A 15,604-nucleotide genomic window follows, 5' to 3' on the forward strand; every position below is an offset into this window, starting at 1 on the left:
AAGGTTGCGGGGCGAAAGCTAAAGCTTGTCGGTGCCCGGCCACGCTCCTAAGTCTGCAGCCATGGTTTCGGTTGCGACATGGAATATCAACTCGGCCCGGCTGCGCCTGCCGATCATCGAGAAATACCTTTCCCAGGAAGCGCCGGACGTTCTGTGCCTTCAGGAAATCAAGTGTCTGGAGAGCCAGTTTCCAGCCCAGGCTCTGGCGGACATGGGCTACACGCATCAGGCGATTTGCGGGCAGAAAGGCTATCACGGCGTTGCGACGGTAAGCCGCCTGCCGATCCACGAGGTTTCGCGTCACGACTGGCAGGCCAACGGAGAAGCGCGCCACGTGGGTGTGGAACTGGTTGGCAAAGACGTCGTGATCGAGAACGTCTACGTCCCCGCCGGCGGCGATGTGCCGGACCGCGAGCAGAACGCGAAATTTGGTCAGAAGCTCGATTTTGTGGAGCGCATGACGCGCTGGGCCGATGACGTGGAACGTCCGACGCTGATTGTCGGAGATTTCAACATTGCGCCGCTTGAAAGCGACGTGTGGAGCCACAAGCAGCTGCTCAAGGTGGTGAGCCACACGCCGATCGAGGTTGAGACCTTGCAGCGCTTCAAGGACGCGCATGGCTGGGTGGATATCGGGCGCGAGTTCGTCGCCGAACCGGAGCGCTATTTCAGCTGGTGGTCGTACCGCTCGCCCAACTGGCGAACCAATGATCGCGGGCGACGGCTCGATCACATGTGGGCGAGCGCCCCGCTCGCGGCCCAGGCCAGGGCGCACCGCGTGCTCGAAGACGCGCGCGACTGGGAGAAGCCGTCGGACCACATCCCGCTGGTAACGGAGTTCGACCTCTGAGCTTGCCGTCCTCCCCAGAACGGCGCGCGGCGCAGGCGGTGGACGCGCTGCGCCACGGCTGGCCGCTTGCGTTTCAGGATGGGCCCACGCTACTGCCGGTGGAAACCGCCATCGCGCGGCAGGCAAGCGCGCCGCGCATGCTGGTATCGGCCGCCCGCGCCGCAACGCTCAAACTCGCCAATCAGCGCGAAGCGGCGGTTCCGCACGCGCCGGTCCTGATCCGTGGTGGCGAGCCCTTTGACCTTGCCCAAGCCCTTCCGATTGCCGATCCGGCGCTTGACCTTGGCAACCCATTCAAGGGGCCGTTCAAGGCCGAGACCCTCGATTGGGATGACACCGCGCGCGCGGCGATGGAGCTGGCGCGGATCGCGGGTATCCTGCCCGCCTTTCTGGTCAATCCGGCGGACGCAGGCGAAGCGCACACCCTGGAAGCGACAGACCTTGCCGCCTACACCGACGCCGGCGCGCTCAAGGTCATCACCCGCGCGCGGCTTCCGGTCGCGGCAAGCGAAGACAGCGAGATCATCGCGTTCCGTTCGACCGCCGACACGCGTGAGCACATCGCGCTTATCATCGGCAAGCAGAGCGGCGATCGCGAGCCGCTGGTGCGCCTGCATTCCGAGTGCCTGACCGGCGATGTTCTGGGCAGTCTCAAATGCGATTGCGGCCCGCAACTCGACGCGGCCATCGCCGCGATGGACAAGCACGCGCGCGAAGACGGCGGCTGGGGCGCGGTTCTCTACATGCGCCAGGAAGGGCGCGGAATTGGTCTCATCAACAAGCTGCGCGCCTATCGCTTGCAGGATCAGGGGTTCGACACGGTCGATGCGAATAACCGGCTGGGTCTGCCCGATGAGGCGCGCGATTTTCCAACCGCGGCGCGGATGCTGGAGCTGATCGGAGCGACGTCGATCCGGCTGCTCACCAACAATCCCGCGAAGGTGAAGAGCCTTGAACGCGCAGGCATTACGGTGAGCGAGCGGGTTCAGCACCAACTGCCCGACAATCCTTACAACGCCAAATACCTCGCGACCAAGCGCGATCGCTCGGGGCACCTGTTGCTATGAGCGGTCCCCAGTTCGCCGTCACGATCCGGCCGGAAGCGCCGGGCGACGAGGACACGATCTTCGCTCTGACCAAGGCGGCGTTTCGCGATATGCCGTTTAGCGAAGGCGACGAACAACACCTTGTCAACGCGCTGCGCAAGGATGGCGATCTCGCTCTTTCGCTTGTGGCGGAGGACGCGACACGGATCGTTGGGCACATCGCGTTCTCGCCCGTTGAGATCGAAGACGGGACAAAGGGTTGGTTTGGTCTAGGGCCGGTATCCGTCTGGCCGGAGCTGCATCATCGAGGCATTGGTAGTGCGCTGATTCGCCATGGCATCGCCGATATGCGCGAGCGCGGCGCCAAGGGCATCGTGTTACTCGGAAGCGCCGAATACTATCCGCGGTTTGGCTTTCGCCATGAAACGCAACTGCGTTATCCCGGCCCGCCGGCTGAGTATTTTCAATGCCTGGTGCTGGATGGTGAGCTGCCCAGCGGCGTGGTCACCTACGCCCCCGCGTTCAAAGCCTAGCGCCGCTCATATTGCGTCAACCCCGCCGCCAGACGGTTGTTCGCCATCGCGACGCGCGCGCCGGTCCAGTCGGCAAGAAACGCGCTTTGACGGCGAACGCCAGGGACGAAGCGCGCTTCGTTATCCGTCACCCGCAGGCCATCGGACGGGTTCAGGATTTCCTCCGATCCCAGCGCAAGAAAGGCGGAGTAATTCTCCTTGCTCTTGCCCTGCACGAACCAGTTGTTAGCGATCGATCCGGTCGCGCCGGCGGGCAGATCGATCATGTAATTGGTTTTAACGCCGCCAGCGTCGTCAAACGAATTGTCCTCTATCACCACCACGCCCGCGCGCGATTTCACATAATGCCCGCCGCGCCCGCGCTCGAACCGGCTCTCTCGCACGGTGAGCTTTCCATAGCCGCCAACATAGATCGAATGCGCGCAGCCAGCGGGGTTCACACAGGTGCCAAGCCCGCTGAATGTTGAGCGCAGGATCGTGATCTCTGAAGCCGGATCGCTGGCCGAGAGTATGCCCTGCTGGCTGTCGAGGAAGCGGGAATAGGCGATGGCGAGCGGGCCACGCTCAATACGGATACCGGCGCCGTTGCCATCGGGTACATGATAATTGCGAAACGTCAGCCCGCGCACCTCGGCGCCCTCCCCGCGCAGCACGAGGCCCGCTTTGCCCTCACAGGCGCGGCCCTCCAGCGCCGCCTTGCCCGGCTCGGCGGCGAGATAGGCGATCACACCGCTCTCTTGCACGGCGCACTGGCGATAGGTTCCCGAGGCGATCCGGATCGTCCCGCGCTTGTCGCCGATCGCATCGACGGCGCGCTGCAAGGAGGCGTAGGACTTGCCCGTTTCGACGACGGTGAACGGCGCCGAACGCGCCTCGGCCTGCGCTGTATCGCCCGCCGGATTGCCGAGCGCCGGAACGAAAAGCACAAGGAGCGCCGCGATCCGGCGGATCGTTGGTGACCTTGTGCGCGCGGGATCGGGGGCATGGCTCATGACGCGCAAGGTCTACGCTGCCACCGGCGCGAGCCAAGGCTGCGCTGTCCGCTGTGCCGTTTCGATGCAGCGATTCCTCCTTGGCTTAACACCGGTAGTGCGTTTACATCCCGAAGCGTTAGTTAAAGGAAAGGCCGCGCCTTGGGCGGTTTTGAGGAGGACAGCATGAAGGATTTCACCACTTTTGCATCGCTTGGCGCGCTCTCGCTCGCGCTCGCCGCCTGCGGATCGGCTGAGGACAGCGCAACGGAAGCCACGCCCGATACGGTCGAAGTGGCGGCCGATGAAGCGCTTGAGCCGGTTACCGATGAACCGGTGGAAGACGAGGACGCGACCGATCTGGAAGGCGTGGAAGGCCCGCCAGCGGTCAGCGAAGAGACGGCCAACGCGGCGGCTGAAAACGCCGCCGACGTCGCTGCGCAGGCCGAAGCCGCCGCCGCTGAAGCCGAGGCGGCTGCAGACGCCGCCTCGAACGCGCTCGATGCGGCTGAGGAAGCGGTCGATCAAGTGGACAAGATCATCGACTGACCCCTTCATGCCAAGCGCCAACTGCCTCGCCTTTTCGCTGATTGCGGCGCTGCCTCTGGCGGCGTGCAGCGGCGGCGAACAGGCCGGCAAGGGCCCCGGCGCCATCAGCGAAGGCGAGAAGCAGGCGCTCGACAAGGCGGCTGAAATGCTCGACGCGCAGCGCCTGCCAGACGACGCGCTTCCACCTCTGGGCCCCGCCGAGGGGGAGACGCCCGAACAGACCGATCCGCGACAGGACTGATCCCATGAACGCCCCGATTACCGACGCCTCGACCTTCAACACCGGCATGGACCAAGACACGTTCGAACAGTTCGCCGAGCAGCTCGAACGCTATGTGCGCGAGCGCCTGATTCCAGCCGAGAGCGAAGTCATTGAGAACGATAGCATCCCGGAAGAAATCGTTACCGAGATGCGGGATATGGGGCTGTTCGGCCTTACCGTCCCCGAGGAATATGGCGGCGCCGGGCTCAACATGACGCAATACGCGCGCGTCGTGAACATCATGGCCAACGCCGCGCCCGCCTACCGCTCGATCTTCTCGATCAATGTCGGCATGTTTTCGAGCGCTCTCAAGAACGGCGCGACCCAAGAGCAACGCGCGCAGTGGTATCCCCAGCTGGTCGAAGGCAAGATAGCGTGCTTTGGACTGACCGAACCGGGCTCGGGCAGCGATTCCGCGGCGATGCAGACCACAGCGGTGCCCGATCCCGATGGCAATGGCTGGATCCTCAATGGCACCAAGCGCTACATCACCAACGCGCCGCACGCCGATGTCGCGCTCATCATGGCTCGCACCGAGAAGGAGGCGCTGCCCAAGAATGCCCATGTCAGCGCGTTTCTGGTGCCGATGGATACGCCAGGTGTCTCGACCGGATCGCCGGACAAGAAAATGGGCCAGGAGGGCAGCCACATCTCCGACATCATGCTCGACGATGTTAAGGTGCCGGGCGACGCGCTGCTTGGCGGTGAAACGGGCAAGGGCTTTCGTTTTGCCATGCAGAGCCTCGACAACGGGCGCATTTCTGTCGGCGCGGCGGCGACGGGTTACGCGCGGCGGGCGCTCAATTCCGCGATCCGCTACGCCAACGAGCGCAAGGCCTTCGGCGAACCCATTGCCCGCTTCCAACTGATCCAGGCGATGCTGGCGGACAGCGAAACGGAGATCTACGCCGCCGAATGCATGATGAAAGACGTGACCGAGCGCGCCGATCGGGGGGAGAACATCCTCGTCAAAGCGGCCGCCTTCAAGGTCTTCGCCTCGGAAATGTGCGGGCGCGTGGTCGACCGCGTGGTGCAGATTTACGGCGGGGCGGGCTACCTCGCTGAGTACGAGGCCGAGCGGTACTTCCGCGACGCGCGCATCTACCGGATCTATGAGGGCACCACCCAGATCCTCCAGCTCCAGATCGCCAAGCACATGCTGCGGGAATGGGAAGCGGCCAACGGGTGATTTTGACTGATCTGCGGATCCGCCCTTTCCGGTCCGCGCAAAGGGTAGCTGACCCATGTACCAATTGTTGAATGACCTCTGTGTTATCGAGGTCTCCAGCTTTGTCGCCTCGCCCACGGCGGGGCTCTACTGCGCGCAGATGGGCGCGGAGGTCATTCGCGTCGATCACAAGGCGGGCGGGCTTGATTATGATCGCTTCATGCTGACCCGAGAAGGGCGTTCGCTTTCCTGGGAGAACCTGAACCGCGCGAAGAAATCGGTCGCACTGGACCTGCGTTCAGGCGAGGGACGCGAACTGTGCGTCGAGCTGGCGGCCAGGACCGGTCAGTGCATCACCAACCTGCCGGAGCAAAGCTTCCTCAGCCATGCAGCGATGCAGGCGAAGCGGACGGATGACCCGGAGGGTCTGATCAGCGTGCGCATCATGGGGTGGCACGATGGACGTCAGGCGATGGACTTCACGGTTAACGCCGCCTCGGGCTATCCACTGATGACAGGGCCGGAAGAGTGGGATCCGGAAACCGCACCGCCCATCAGCCAGCCGCTTCCCGCCTGGGATTTCATCACCGGCGCCTATTCCGCTTTCGCGCTGATGACCGCTCTGCGCCACCGCGACACCACGGGTCAGGGCAGCGAGATGCGAGTCCCGCTTGGTGATGTGGCAATCGGCACTCTTGCGAACTCAGGCACGATGGCCGAGATGCTCTATCGCGGCGGCGATCGCGAGCGGCTTGGCAATGCGATCTGGGGCGCGTTCGGGCGCGATTTTCAATCGAAGGACGGCGCACGCTTCATGGTCGCCGCGCTGACGCCGAAGCAATGGAAGGGCCTGGTCGATGCTTTCGACGTCGCTCAGCCCATCGCCGAGCTCGAGACGGAACTGGGCGTCGACTTCGACGGGGGCGACCGTCCGCGATTCGAGAACCGTCACCGCCTGTTCGAGATCTTTCAGACCGCCGCGCAAGCTCGCGATTACGCAGCGCTCGAAGAAAGCATGGCGGCGCATGGTTGCACCTTCGAGCGCTACCGCTCGCATCACGAAGCCGCACAAGATCCGGTTCTGGTCGCCGACAACCCGCTGTTCGGTCCCTCGCCCGCCAACCCGTCGGGCTTTGAGTACCCCGCCCCGCGCAGTTTCGCGAATATCCCCAGCGCGCGCGTCGGCGATCCGGCTCCCGCGCCCTATCTTGGCCAACATTCCGAAGAGGTTCTGGCCGAGAAGCTGGGTCTTTCTTCCGGTGCCATCGCAAGACTGATCGACGCCGGCACCGTCGCCCTGTCTGACGAAAACGCCAATTACGAGGACCGCTAATGACCCGTAGAGCCGCAATCTGTACCCCCCTGCGCACGCCCGTCGGCAAGTTCCTCGGAGGACTGTCGAACCTCAACGCCGGGGAACTCGGCGCCGTCATCCTGAAGGCCCTGATCGAACGCAGCGGAATTGACCCCGAGCGGGTCGACGACGTCGTGTTCTCCCAAGGCTATGGCAGCGGCGAAGCGCCAGCCATTGGTCGCTGGAGCTGGCTTGCGGCGGGTCTGCCGCTTGAAGTGCCGGGCTACCAGCTCGATCGACGCTGCGGCTCGGGCCTTCAGTCGGTCGCCAACGCGGCGATGATGGTCGAAACCGGCATGGCCGACGTCGTGGTCGCCGGCGGCTGCGAGAGTATGTCCAACGTCGAGCACTACACTCTCCAGGGGCGCGGCGGCGCGCGGATGGGCGACATCACGCTGTACGATCGGCTTTCGCGCGGCCGTCTGATGAGCCAGCCGATCGAACGTTTTGGCGTCATCACCGGCATGATCGAGACCGCCGACAACCTTGCCAAGGACTATTCGATCACCCGCGAGGAGGCGGACGCTTACGCGGTTCGCTCGCACCAGAATGCGGCGCGCGCTTGGGACGAAGGCAAGTTCGACGCGCAGCTCGTCACCGTCGATGTGCCTCAGCGTCGCGGCGATCCGGTCACATTCGCAAAGGACGAAGGGTACAGGGCCGACGCGTCGATGGAGACACTTGGCAAGCTGCGCGCGATCGATGGCAAGCGGGATCCGGAGGCGATCGTGACCGCGGGCAACGCCAGCCAGCAAAACGACGCCGCCGCCGCGTGCCTGGTGGTTGCGGAAGACAAGCTCGAAGAGCTCGGCCTTGAGCCGATGCTGTGGTTCGGCGGCTGGGCGGCGGCGGGCTGCGACCCCTCGCGTATGGGCATCGGACCGGTCCCGGCGGTCGAACGGCTGTTCGCGCGGCGTGGGCTCACCTGGGACGATATCGATCTCGTCGAGTTGAACGAAGCCTTTGCGCCGCAAGTCCTCGCCGTGCTCAAAGGGTGGGGTTGGAGCGATGATGACACGCGCCGCGATATCCTCAACGTCAACGGCTCGGGTATTTCGCTTGGCCATCCGATCGGCGCGACCGGCGGACGCATCCTCGCGGACATGGCCTACGAAATGCGCCGCCGCGACGCCAGGATCGGGCTTGAGACGATGTGCATCGGCGGCGGGCAGGGGATCGCCGCGGTGTTCGAACGCGCCAGCTAGATGAGCCACTTTAACGCCTGGATCGGACGCGAGCAGGCGAGCCGCGACCGGCTGACGCCCGAGCGCGCCTTTCAATGGTGCGCGACCTTTGACCTGCCGAGGCCCTCTGATGGTGCCATGCCGCAAGGCATCCATTTCGCGCTGTGCACACCCGATACGCCGACCGCGTCGCTGGGCGAGGACGGACACCCGATCCGCGACGAAAGCCCGGGCAGCTTTCTGCCGCCCTTCCCCCAATTCGGTTCCGGGTCGCGCCGCATGTGGGCTTCCAGCGCGATCCAGTTCATCGCGCCCATTGCGCTGGGAGCCGCCATAAAGCGCGCGAGCCGCGTCGTAGCCATCAGCGAGAAAGAAGGCGGCTCGGGCAAGCTTGCGTTTGTCGATGTCGAGCACGAAACGCGTGCGAACGGAACGCTTTCGGTGCGCGAGACGCAAACGCTTGTCTACCGCAACGCCGCCGCACCGGACGCTCCGCTCAGTCCGCCTGAACCGGGCGAAGGCGTGTTCGAGCATGGCGAATGGGACGCGGTGCGCACCCTTACACCCGATTCTCGGCTGCTGTTTCGCTATTCGGCGCTAACCTTCAACACCCACCGGATTCACTATGACGCAGCCTATGCCCGCGATGTCGAGCGCTACCGCGGCCCCGTCGTACACGGGCCGCTGACCGCAAGCCTTTTGTTGCGACTGGCTGCGAGCGAGCTCGGTGAAAACCGGCTACGCGACTTCGGATTCCGCGGGGTCTCCCCGGCCATTGCGGGGGAAGCGCTGCACCTTGCGATGCGCAGCGCTGATGACGGCTATGATCTGGGTGCGTTTGCGAGCGACGGGCGGCAGATCATGGAAGCCAAAGCGGCGCTGTGACAAGGGGTTCCGCGCTTCTCGGCCGCGCCTCCGGTCCACGCAGCGCGGCCCTACTCCGCCTCTCCCCAGCGCCAGCGCCAGCCTCCGCGCGTGCGTGACTTCGCAATCTTGATGAGCGCGATTGTCGCAAGGACCAGCGCAGCCAACGCAATCCGTTGAGCGATGGTGTCGCCGCGCTCCATCACGATCGAGCATGTCAGTGTGAGCGCAAGATAGCCCGCAAAAGCCGCCCAGCCCTGCCAGGCAATCGGTAGGCCCGCGCCAAAGCCATAGCGTTTGGCCGCGAACCACGGTCGGCTAAGACTTGTCATGTCGTCTCTCCTCCTCCCCTCACATAGTCCGCCAACGCCTCAGCGCGGCCCGGCCCGGATGGATCGCAAGCAAGGGATCATCATAGTTCCTACGATTGACCACGCGGCGCCTTCATCCATGATGGGCAAGCGGTTAACATCGCGCTCCAAACACAGGGTGACATCCACTCGCAGGATTTTGACAGCCATCATCCTATCCGCTGTCCTTGGGCGGGCGGCCCCGGCGCGCAGGCTTGGTGTGGCCCGGCTCAATCCCGCGCGCTTTTAACGCCTCGCGCAGCAGCACCTCGATCTGCGCGTTGGCCGAGCGCAGTTCCGCGCCCGCAAGGCGCTCAACCGCGGCGTGAACCGCCGGGTCGAGACGCAGCGCGTAAGCCTTCTTTGCAGGTGGCTTGGTCTTGGGCGCAGCCATGGCTGCCTCCTACGAGGTCCTGCGTTACTGGTAGAGCGTCCCCGTGTTCACGACCGGGTGCGCTTCGCGGTCGCCACACAGGACAACCATCAGATTGGAGACCATCGCCGCCTTGCGCTCATCATCGAGCTGGATGATCCCGTCGCTCGACAGCTTGGTCAGCGCGTCCTCGACCATCCCGACCGCACCCAGAACTACCTTCTGGCGCGCGGCGATGACCGCATCCGCCTGCTGGCGGCGCAGCATGGCACCGGCGATCTCGGGCGCGTAGGCGAGATGGGTCAGACCCGCTTCGTCAACGATGATACCGGAGACCTTAAGCCGCTCGTTGAGCTCCTCGCGCAATTCGGAATTGACGACATCGGCGCTTCCACGAAGCGTTACCTCGTCCTCGTCGGACATGTCATCATAGGGGTGACGCGATCCGACCGTGCGCAAGCCCGCTTCGATCTGGATATTGACGAACTCTTCATAGTCCTCGACGTCGAACACCGCTTGGGCGGTGTCCGCGACGCGCCACACGACGTTACACGCGATCTCGATCGGGTTGCCCCGCAGATCGTTGATCTTCACTTTGTCGGAATGGATGTTGTGAGCGCGCGCGCTGACTTTCTTCTTGCCCATCCACGGCCAGATCCATTGCAGGCCCTCCTTGCGCACCGTGCCGCGATATTCGCCAAACAGCGTGATGACGACCGCCTGGTTCGGCTGGATCATGAAAAAGCCAACGGCAATGAGAACAAATCCGAGGGCGCACACCGCCAGGGCTGGGATTCCAACTTGTGGACCAAGCGCCGGGCCGAGGCCGGCAAGGAAGTACAGCGGAGGAATCGCGAAAAGGAAAAGCAGCAAGGCCAGCATGCCATAACCGTTGAACGCATGGCCGGTGCGCTCCTTACTCGCGGCGACCGGCGTATTCGGGGAATTCATCAAAGCACCTCCTGATTAATTATGATATCATATTTATATCAGAAAGCGCTTTTGGTCAATTCAAATCGGATAGGGCTGGATGGGTTTCAGCACACCGTAACTCTCGGCCTTGGGCTTTCGGCCAAGATCCGGCAGGTCGATCTCTGGTGGGTCAACATAGGTATCGGGCAGGCGGTCCAGCAGGTCGCGGATCAGCGTCAAACGCCCGCGTTTCTGATCGTTGAAGTCGACCAGAGTCCAAGGCGCGTGCTCGTAATGGGTGGCCTTGAGCATCGCCTCGCGCGCCTTGGTGTAGGCGTCGTATTTCTCACGCGCGGCGAGATCGATCGGCGAAAGCTTCCAGCGTTTGAGGGGATCCTGCGCCCGTTCCAGCAGGCGCTCCTCCTGTTTTTCCTGATCGGTGGTGAGCCAGTACTTGAACAACAAGATGCCATCGTCGGTGAGCAGCTTTTCGAACACCGGGGCTTGCTCAAGGAACCGCTCAACGTCCTCGTCCTTGGCAAAGCCCATGACCGTTTCCACCCCGGCGCGGTTATACCAGCTGCGATCGAACAAGGCGATCTGGCCGGCGCTGGGCAGGTGCTTGATGTAGCGCTGGAAATACCACTGGGTGTTTTCGTCTTCGGTCGGCTTGCTGAGCGCGACGGTGTAACACTGGCGCGGGTTCAGCTTGTCGCGCACCGCTCGGATGGCTCCGCCTTTTCCCGCCGTGTCGCGGCCCTCGAAAAGCACCACGACGCGCGCGCCGGTCACGCGTGCCCACCGCGCCATTGCCACAAGATCTTCGGTGAGCGGTTCGAGAAGCTTGCGGTATTCCTTGCCTTTGAGCGCCATGTTTGTTCCTTTTGTCTTGTACAAGGCGCAGGCTAGCCCCAAACTGATCGACATGGCCACTCTTGCTGATCCGGAAACCGACTACACCGCGTTGCCCGACTTGCCCGATGGCGTGTTCACCGCGCCGCTGGCGAAACCTTCGCATGTCGGTGACGATTGGCTGGAGCCCTCGCAAACCCAGTATTCCAGCGAAGACCACGCGATCTGGGACGATCTGTTCGTACGCCAGATGGAGCTGTTACCGGGCCGCGCGGCCAGCGCCTTTCTGCAAGGCCTTGAGAAGCTCGATCTTGGCAAAGGCGGCGTTCCCGATTTCGGAGCCATGTCCGAAGAGCTGACCGCGCTGACCGGGTGGAGCGTCGTTCCCGTGCCGATGCTGATCCCGGATCACGTCTTCTTCTGGCACCTCGCTAACCGGCGCTTTCCCGCGGGCAACTTCATCCGCACACGCGAGACCTTCGATTACATTCAGGAGCCCGATGTCTTTCACGACGTCTTTGGCCATGTGCCAATGCTCACCGATCCCGTCTTTGCCGATTACATGCAGGAATATGGCCGCGCGGGATGGAAGGCGATGCGCTACAACCGTCTGAAAGCGCTGGGCTCGCTATACTGGTATACGGTCGAGTTCGGCCTCATTGAAGAACCGGACGGGATCAAGGCCTATGGCGCGGGGATCCTCTCAGGCCCGACCGAAGCCGTCTTCGCTGTCGAGGGCGAGAGCCCCAATCGCATCATGCTCAACGTCGACCGGGTGATGCGCACCGATTACGTGATCAGCGATCTTCAGCCGACCTATTTTGTGATCGAGAGCTTCGAGGATCTCTACCGGCAGACGGTGGAACGTGATTTTGATCGCCTCTATCGCAACCTGCCTGCCGGGTTCACTTACGCCAACAGCGCGGTCATCGATGTGGACAATGTCCTGAACCGGGGGACGCAGGAATATCACCTGCGCGGAGGAGCCGGGAGCGGGGCGAAACCCGTTTAGGCTTCCACATCGGCCCCGCGGCTGAGCACCGCGTGATAGAACACAAGAACCGCTATCGTGACACCCGCGGCGACACCAAGCGCGAGTAGCGAAAGCCCGCCCAGCACGCTGCCGCTGTTCACAGCCAGGCCGCAGCCAATCGCAACAACGATACCGATGCCCATTTGCCGCAGGATAGCTCCGGCGGCTTCGGTGCGAGCGAGGATCGACGCGAGCCAACCGATGGTTGTGCCAAGAACAAAGAGTACGAGAAGAGCCATTCAGATGCTGTTTCCGGGTGTTGACATTAACTGTGTGTCAACTTGTCGGGCCGTCAAGCCCGAGTGACACGAAGGTATTGCCTTTCAAATGTGCGAGCGGCTCTCGGGTTCCGAGTTCGTCGAGTCTTACTCTGCGGAAAAGGCCGTCTCTCAAAAGAAGACAAGCAAGGCGGTGCCCATGGCGACACGGTAGAGGACGAAGACCATCATCGAGGCGCGCTTCAGGAAGTTCATGAGGAACGCCATCGTCAGAAACGCCGCCAGAAAGGTCATCCCGCCCGCTATCAGGGCATCGAGCGCCAGCTGAGTACCCGCTTCGAAAATCTCCGGCACGATCAACACGCCGGCCCCGGCCACAGCCGGTATCGAGAGCAGAAAGCTGAAACGCGCGGCCTCCACCCTTCTGAAGCCCAGCGCACGCGCGGCCGTCATGGTGACGCCCGACCGGCTGGTGCCCGGAATGATCGCGAGCGCCTGCGCCATCCCGACGAGCAAACCATCGCGCCAGGTCATATCCTCAAACACCTTCTCTTCACGCCCCAGCCAATCCGCCAGGCCCAGCAGGATACCATACGTGATGAGGTTAAAGGCGATGAGGTCGGTGAAGCGGATCGAGGACATCAGGTCATCATCCACGATGGTGATGCCAAACACGCTGGCCGCAAGGCCGTTGAACACGCCGAGCTTGATCGAGAGGCCGAATACGACCGCTGGAACGGTGCCGAGCGCAATCCACCAGAACAGGCGCCGCTCGGCGGGTGCCTTCGGAGCCTTTGCTCCGATCCCGATGCTGGCAAATCCCCCGCGCGCAAGGGTCAACGTGTCCTTGAAGAAGTAGACGATGATGGCGAGCAGAGAGCCGACATGCACGGCGACGTCGATCAGCGGCCCCTGATCCTCAAAGCCCGTAAAAAAGGAAATGAGGATGAGATGCCCGGATGAGGATATCGGCAGGAACTCGGTGATCCCCTGCACAATCGCGATGATGAGCAATTGAAATAGTGTCATGTTCTGCGCGCCATGGCACGCGCGCGCGCCAAGTCAACGCCCTGTGATCGAGCTATGCCCGTGCCGACTGTGCTTCAGGCGGCTTCGCTCGAGGCAAATTGCAGCGAGGCGAGGCGAGCGTAGAGGCCACCGGCGCTCGCAAGCTCGCTGTGGGTTCCCTGTTCGACAATGCGGCCTTCTTCGAGAACCACGATCCGATCGGCGGCGCGAACCGTCGCCAGCCGGTGCGCAATCACCAGCGTCGTGCGGTTCTCCATCAACGCGTCAAGCGCCTGCTGCACAAGCTGTTCGCTTTCGGCGTCGAGCGCGCTGGTCGCCTCGTCCAGCAGCAGGATGGGCGCGTCGCGCAGCAGCGCGCGGGCGATCGCCACGCGCTGGCGTTGCCCGCCCGACAATTGCGTGCCGCCTTCGCCAAGATAGGTGTCGAGCCCCTCAGGCAGATCCAGCAGGAAATCTTGCGCGTTGGCCGCACGCGCCGCTTCCCAGATTTCCGCGTCGCTCGCGTCCCATTTGCCGTAACGCAGATTGTCGCGCGCGTCGGCGCTGAACAGCGCACCATCCTGCGGCACGAGCGCCAGCCGTTCGCGTATATCGGCGGGGTCGGCCTTGGTGAGCGGCACTCCGTCTAGGCGGATCGTTCCCGCCTGAGGATCGTAGAACCGCTCGACCAGTTGGAAGATCGTCGATTTGCCGGCGCCCGAGGGACCCACGATCGCGACTGTCTCCCCCGGCTCTATCTCAAGGCTGAAGTCAGACAGCGCCGCGACCTCTGGCCGGGCGGGGTAGCGGAAGGTCACATTGCGGAACGAGAGGCTTCCTCGCGCCGGGACGGGGAGGCGTTCCGGGCGCGCCGGTGGAGCGATATCGGGCTCGGCGGCGAGCAGTTCAGCCAGGCGGGACGCCGCGCCCGCGCCGCGCAGCAACTCGCCATAGACTTCCGAAAGCGCCTGGAAAGAGCCCGCCACCAGCATCGCGCCGAAGATGAATGCCAGGATCGTGCCACCGGTTATCTCGCCCGCCGCAACGCCTTCGGCGCCGCGCCAAAGCAGCAGGACGATTGAGCCGAAGATCGCGAAGATAAGAAGCGCCGTCATCACCGAGCGCAATATGATCCGCCGCCGCGCGGTCTGGAACGTGCGATCCACCGCCTCGGCAAACCGATCCGCCTCGCGCCGCTGCTGATTGAAGCTCTGCACGATCTTCATCGAGCCCAGCACTTCGGAAACCATCGCACCGACATCCGCGATCCGATCCTGGCTATCGCGCGAGATGTTGCGAATGCGGCGACCGAAAATGATGATCGGGATCATCACACCGGGAATGCCGACCACCAGCCACACCGTCAGTTCGGGCAGCAACCAGAACAGATACGCGGTCCCGCCGACCGCCAGAAACGTATTGCGCAAGGCAATCGAGACCGTGGTCGCTACCACCGTTTCGATGATCGCGGTGTCCGACGTCATCCGGCTGGCGATCTCCTTGGGGCTGTTCTCCTCGTAGAATCCGGGAGAAAGGCGCATCAGGTTGCGGTGAACCTTGGCGCGGATATCGGCCACCACCCGCTCACCGATCCAGCTCACGAAATAAAACCGGGCCGCCGTGCCGAGCGCGATAACGATTGCGAGAAGGAAGAGGTAGCGAAACCATCGCGCGATATCGCCCGGCTGGTCGCCTGCCCCGCCCCCAAAGCCGCGATCCACGATCAACTGCGCCGCCGGAGCCAGCGCCAAGGTCCCCGCGGCGGTGATCACCAACGCCAAGAAGGCAAAGAAGACCTCTCGCGGGTATTTTCCGGCTTCGCGATAGATCATGGCCAGCGGCCTTAGCGAGCGCGGTTTGGCCCCGTCGGCTTCATCTTCGAGCGTCGCGGGCTCGTCCCCCGCGCCGCTCGGCGACGCCGCATCGGCGGGCGTTTCTTCGATATCGTCTTGGGAAAGGTGCGCGATTTCGCCGGTCATTGAGCCGACGACTTAGGGGGAATCCTTCGGAATTTCACGTGTAAAAGCGCAAATTTTCGGGGGTGCAGCGTCTCAACGGGGAAATTGTGCATTGCACA

18 protein-coding genes are annotated in these 15,604 nt (G+C 63.4%); 10 read left to right on the top strand and 8 right to left on the bottom strand.

Features of this window, described 5'->3' with window-relative positions; all coding sequences use genetic code 11:
• Positions 1–61 precede the first annotated feature (61 nt).
• From QNI87_RS07070 to QNI87_RS07080, 3 genes are read left to right on the top strand one after another with little or no spacing between them, the layout of a single operon-like run.
• Entirely contained in the window at positions 62–850 is a 789-nt protein-coding gene (locus tag QNI87_RS07070) for an exodeoxyribonuclease III (protein ID WP_300595476.1), read from the top strand.
• Positions 847–1,917: a GTP cyclohydrolase II gene (gene ribA / locus QNI87_RS07075; RefSeq protein ID WP_300595769.1), complete on the top strand. Its 1,071-nt coding sequence runs from the start codon at positions 847–849 to the stop codon at positions 1,915–1,917. Before QNI87_RS07070 ends, ribA begins: the two co-directional genes overlap by 4 nt.
• Complete coding sequence (locus tag QNI87_RS07080) at positions 1,914–2,429, top strand: N-acetyltransferase (protein WP_300595477.1); 516 nt, start codon at positions 1,914–1,916, stop codon at positions 2,427–2,429. The genes ribA and QNI87_RS07080 overlap by 4 nt, the downstream gene beginning before the upstream one ends.
• Here QNI87_RS07080 and QNI87_RS07085 read toward each other — a convergent pair.
• Positions 2,426–3,421, bottom strand: coding sequence for a right-handed parallel beta-helix repeat-containing protein (locus QNI87_RS07085; protein WP_300595478.1), 996 nt, complete (start codon positions 3,419–3,421; stop codon positions 2,426–2,428). The genes QNI87_RS07080 and QNI87_RS07085 overlap by 4 nt on opposite strands.
• 165 nt (positions 3,422–3,586) lie before the next feature.
• Between QNI87_RS07085 and QNI87_RS07090 the strand changes: the two genes are divergently transcribed.
• From QNI87_RS07090 to QNI87_RS07115, 6 genes are read left to right on the top strand one after another with little or no spacing between them, the layout of a single operon-like run.
• Entirely contained in the window at positions 3,587–3,949 is a 363-nt protein-coding gene (locus QNI87_RS07090; protein WP_300595479.1) for a hypothetical protein, read from the top strand.
• 7 nt (positions 3,950–3,956) lie between these two features.
• Complete coding sequence (locus tag QNI87_RS07095; protein WP_300595480.1) at positions 3,957–4,190, top strand: hypothetical protein; 234 nt, start codon at positions 3,957–3,959, stop codon at positions 4,188–4,190.
• Between the two features lie 4 nt (positions 4,191–4,194).
• Positions 4,195–5,400 carry an acyl-CoA dehydrogenase family protein gene (locus QNI87_RS07100; protein ID WP_300595481.1) on the top strand — a complete coding sequence of 402 codons (1,206 nt, stop codon included), beginning with the start codon at positions 4,195–4,197 and terminating at the stop codon, positions 5,398–5,400.
• Positions 5,401–5,455: 55 nt separating this feature from the next.
• Complete coding sequence (locus QNI87_RS07105; protein ID WP_300595482.1) at positions 5,456–6,712, top strand: CoA transferase; 1,257 nt, start codon at positions 5,456–5,458, stop codon at positions 6,710–6,712.
• Positions 6,712–7,938, top strand: a complete 1,227-nt coding sequence (locus QNI87_RS07110) for an acetyl-CoA C-acetyltransferase (protein WP_300595483.1) — start codon at positions 6,712–6,714, stop codon at positions 7,936–7,938. Before QNI87_RS07105 ends, QNI87_RS07110 begins: the two co-directional genes overlap by 1 nt.
• Positions 7,939–8,802, top strand: a complete 864-nt coding sequence (locus QNI87_RS07115) for a MaoC/PaaZ C-terminal domain-containing protein (protein WP_300595484.1) — start codon at positions 7,939–7,941, stop codon at positions 8,800–8,802.
• Between the two features lie 50 nt (positions 8,803–8,852).
• Here QNI87_RS07115 and QNI87_RS07120 read toward each other — a convergent pair whose 3' ends face one another.
• The 4 genes from QNI87_RS07120 to ppk2 form a co-directional block, all read right to left on the bottom strand.
• Positions 8,853–9,113 carry a hypothetical protein gene (locus tag QNI87_RS07120; protein WP_300595485.1) on the bottom strand — a complete coding sequence of 87 codons (261 nt, stop codon included), beginning with the start codon at positions 9,111–9,113 and terminating at the stop codon, positions 8,853–8,855.
• Positions 9,114–9,306: 193 nt separating this feature from the next.
• The gene (locus tag QNI87_RS07125) at positions 9,307–9,525 is read right to left on the bottom strand and encodes a toxin-antitoxin system HicB family antitoxin (protein ID WP_300595486.1); all 219 of its coding nucleotides are present in this window, start codon (positions 9,523–9,525) and stop codon (positions 9,307–9,309) included.
• Positions 9,526–9,549: 24 nt separating this feature from the next.
• Positions 9,550–10,455: an SPFH domain-containing protein gene (locus QNI87_RS07130; protein WP_300595487.1), complete on the bottom strand. Its 906-nt coding sequence runs from the start codon at positions 10,453–10,455 to the stop codon at positions 9,550–9,552.
• Positions 10,456–10,515: 60 nt separating this feature from the next.
• On the bottom strand, positions 10,516–11,289 hold the full coding sequence (gene ppk2 / locus QNI87_RS07135) for a polyphosphate kinase 2 (RefSeq protein WP_300595488.1): 774 nt from the start codon (positions 11,287–11,289) through the stop codon (positions 10,516–10,518).
• Positions 11,290–11,341: 52 nt separating this feature from the next.
• Between ppk2 and phhA the strand changes: the two genes are divergently transcribed.
• Positions 11,342–12,280, top strand: coding sequence for a phenylalanine 4-monooxygenase (phhA, locus tag QNI87_RS07140; protein ID WP_300595489.1), 939 nt, complete (start codon positions 11,342–11,344; stop codon positions 12,278–12,280).
• Here phhA and QNI87_RS07145 read toward each other — a convergent pair.
• The 3 genes from QNI87_RS07145 to QNI87_RS07155 all read right to left on the bottom strand — a co-directional run bounded on the left by QNI87_RS07145 (position 12,277) and on the right by QNI87_RS07155 (position 15,506).
• The gene (locus tag QNI87_RS07145; RefSeq protein ID WP_300595490.1) at positions 12,277–12,540 is read right to left on the bottom strand and encodes a hypothetical protein; all 264 of its coding nucleotides are present in this window, start codon (positions 12,538–12,540) and stop codon (positions 12,277–12,279) included. The genes phhA and QNI87_RS07145 overlap by 4 nt on opposite strands.
• A gap of 150 nt (positions 12,541–12,690) precedes the next feature.
• A complete protein-coding gene (locus tag QNI87_RS07150; protein WP_300595491.1) occupies positions 12,691–13,548 on the bottom strand; it encodes an undecaprenyl-diphosphate phosphatase in 858 nt (285 codons plus the stop codon).
• Positions 13,549–13,622: 74 nt separating this feature from the next.
• A complete protein-coding gene (locus tag QNI87_RS07155) occupies positions 13,623–15,506 on the bottom strand; it encodes an ABC transporter transmembrane domain-containing protein (protein WP_300595492.1) in 1,884 nt (627 codons plus the stop codon).
• Positions 15,507–15,604 lie beyond the last annotated feature (98 nt).

It is taken from the genome of Erythrobacter sp. (genome assembly GCF_030066995.1).
Lineage (GTDB): Bacteria > Pseudomonadota > Alphaproteobacteria > Sphingomonadales > Sphingomonadaceae > Erythrobacter.

Bases quoted from the DNA above. Each gene is read 5' to 3' on its own strand.
- QNI87_RS07070 (WP_300595476.1), top strand. From the start codon at position 62: ATGGTTTCGGTTGCGACATGGAATATCAACTCGGCCCGGCTGCGCCTG.
- QNI87_RS07080 (WP_300595477.1), top strand. From the start codon at position 1,914: ATGAGCGGTCCCCAGTTCGCCGTCACGATCCGGCCGGAAGCGCCGGGC.
- QNI87_RS07085 (WP_300595478.1), bottom strand. From the start codon at position 3,421: ATGAGCCATGCCCCCGATCCCGCGCGCACAAGGTCACCAACGATCCGC.
- QNI87_RS07090 (WP_300595479.1), top strand. From the start codon at position 3,587: ATGAAGGATTTCACCACTTTTGCATCGCTTGGCGCGCTCTCGCTCGCG.
- QNI87_RS07095 (WP_300595480.1), top strand. From the start codon at position 3,957: ATGCCAAGCGCCAACTGCCTCGCCTTTTCGCTGATTGCGGCGCTGCCT.
- QNI87_RS07100 (WP_300595481.1), top strand. From the start codon at position 4,195: ATGAACGCCCCGATTACCGACGCCTCGACCTTCAACACCGGCATGGAC.
- QNI87_RS07105 (WP_300595482.1), top strand. From the start codon at position 5,456: ATGTACCAATTGTTGAATGACCTCTGTGTTATCGAGGTCTCCAGCTTT.
- QNI87_RS07110 (WP_300595483.1), top strand. From the start codon at position 6,712: ATGACCCGTAGAGCCGCAATCTGTACCCCCCTGCGCACGCCCGTCGGC.
- QNI87_RS07115 (WP_300595484.1), top strand. From the start codon at position 7,939: ATGAGCCACTTTAACGCCTGGATCGGACGCGAGCAGGCGAGCCGCGAC.
- QNI87_RS07120 (WP_300595485.1), bottom strand. From the start codon at position 9,113: ATGACAAGTCTTAGCCGACCGTGGTTCGCGGCCAAACGCTATGGCTTT.
- QNI87_RS07125 (WP_300595486.1), bottom strand. From the start codon at position 9,525: ATGGCTGCGCCCAAGACCAAGCCACCTGCAAAGAAGGCTTACGCGCTG.
- QNI87_RS07130 (WP_300595487.1), bottom strand. From the start codon at position 10,455: ATGAATTCCCCGAATACGCCGGTCGCCGCGAGTAAGGAGCGCACCGGC.
- ppk2 (WP_300595488.1), bottom strand. From the start codon at position 11,289: ATGGCGCTCAAAGGCAAGGAATACCGCAAGCTTCTCGAACCGCTCACC.
- phhA (WP_300595489.1), top strand. From the start codon at position 11,342: ATGGCCACTCTTGCTGATCCGGAAACCGACTACACCGCGTTGCCCGAC.
- QNI87_RS07145 (WP_300595490.1), bottom strand. From the start codon at position 12,540: ATGGCTCTTCTCGTACTCTTTGTTCTTGGCACAACCATCGGTTGGCTC.
- QNI87_RS07150 (WP_300595491.1), bottom strand. From the start codon at position 13,548: ATGACACTATTTCAATTGCTCATCATCGCGATTGTGCAGGGGATCACC.
- QNI87_RS07155 (WP_300595492.1), bottom strand. From the start codon at position 15,506: ATGACCGGCGAAATCGCGCACCTTTCCCAAGACGATATCGAAGAAACG.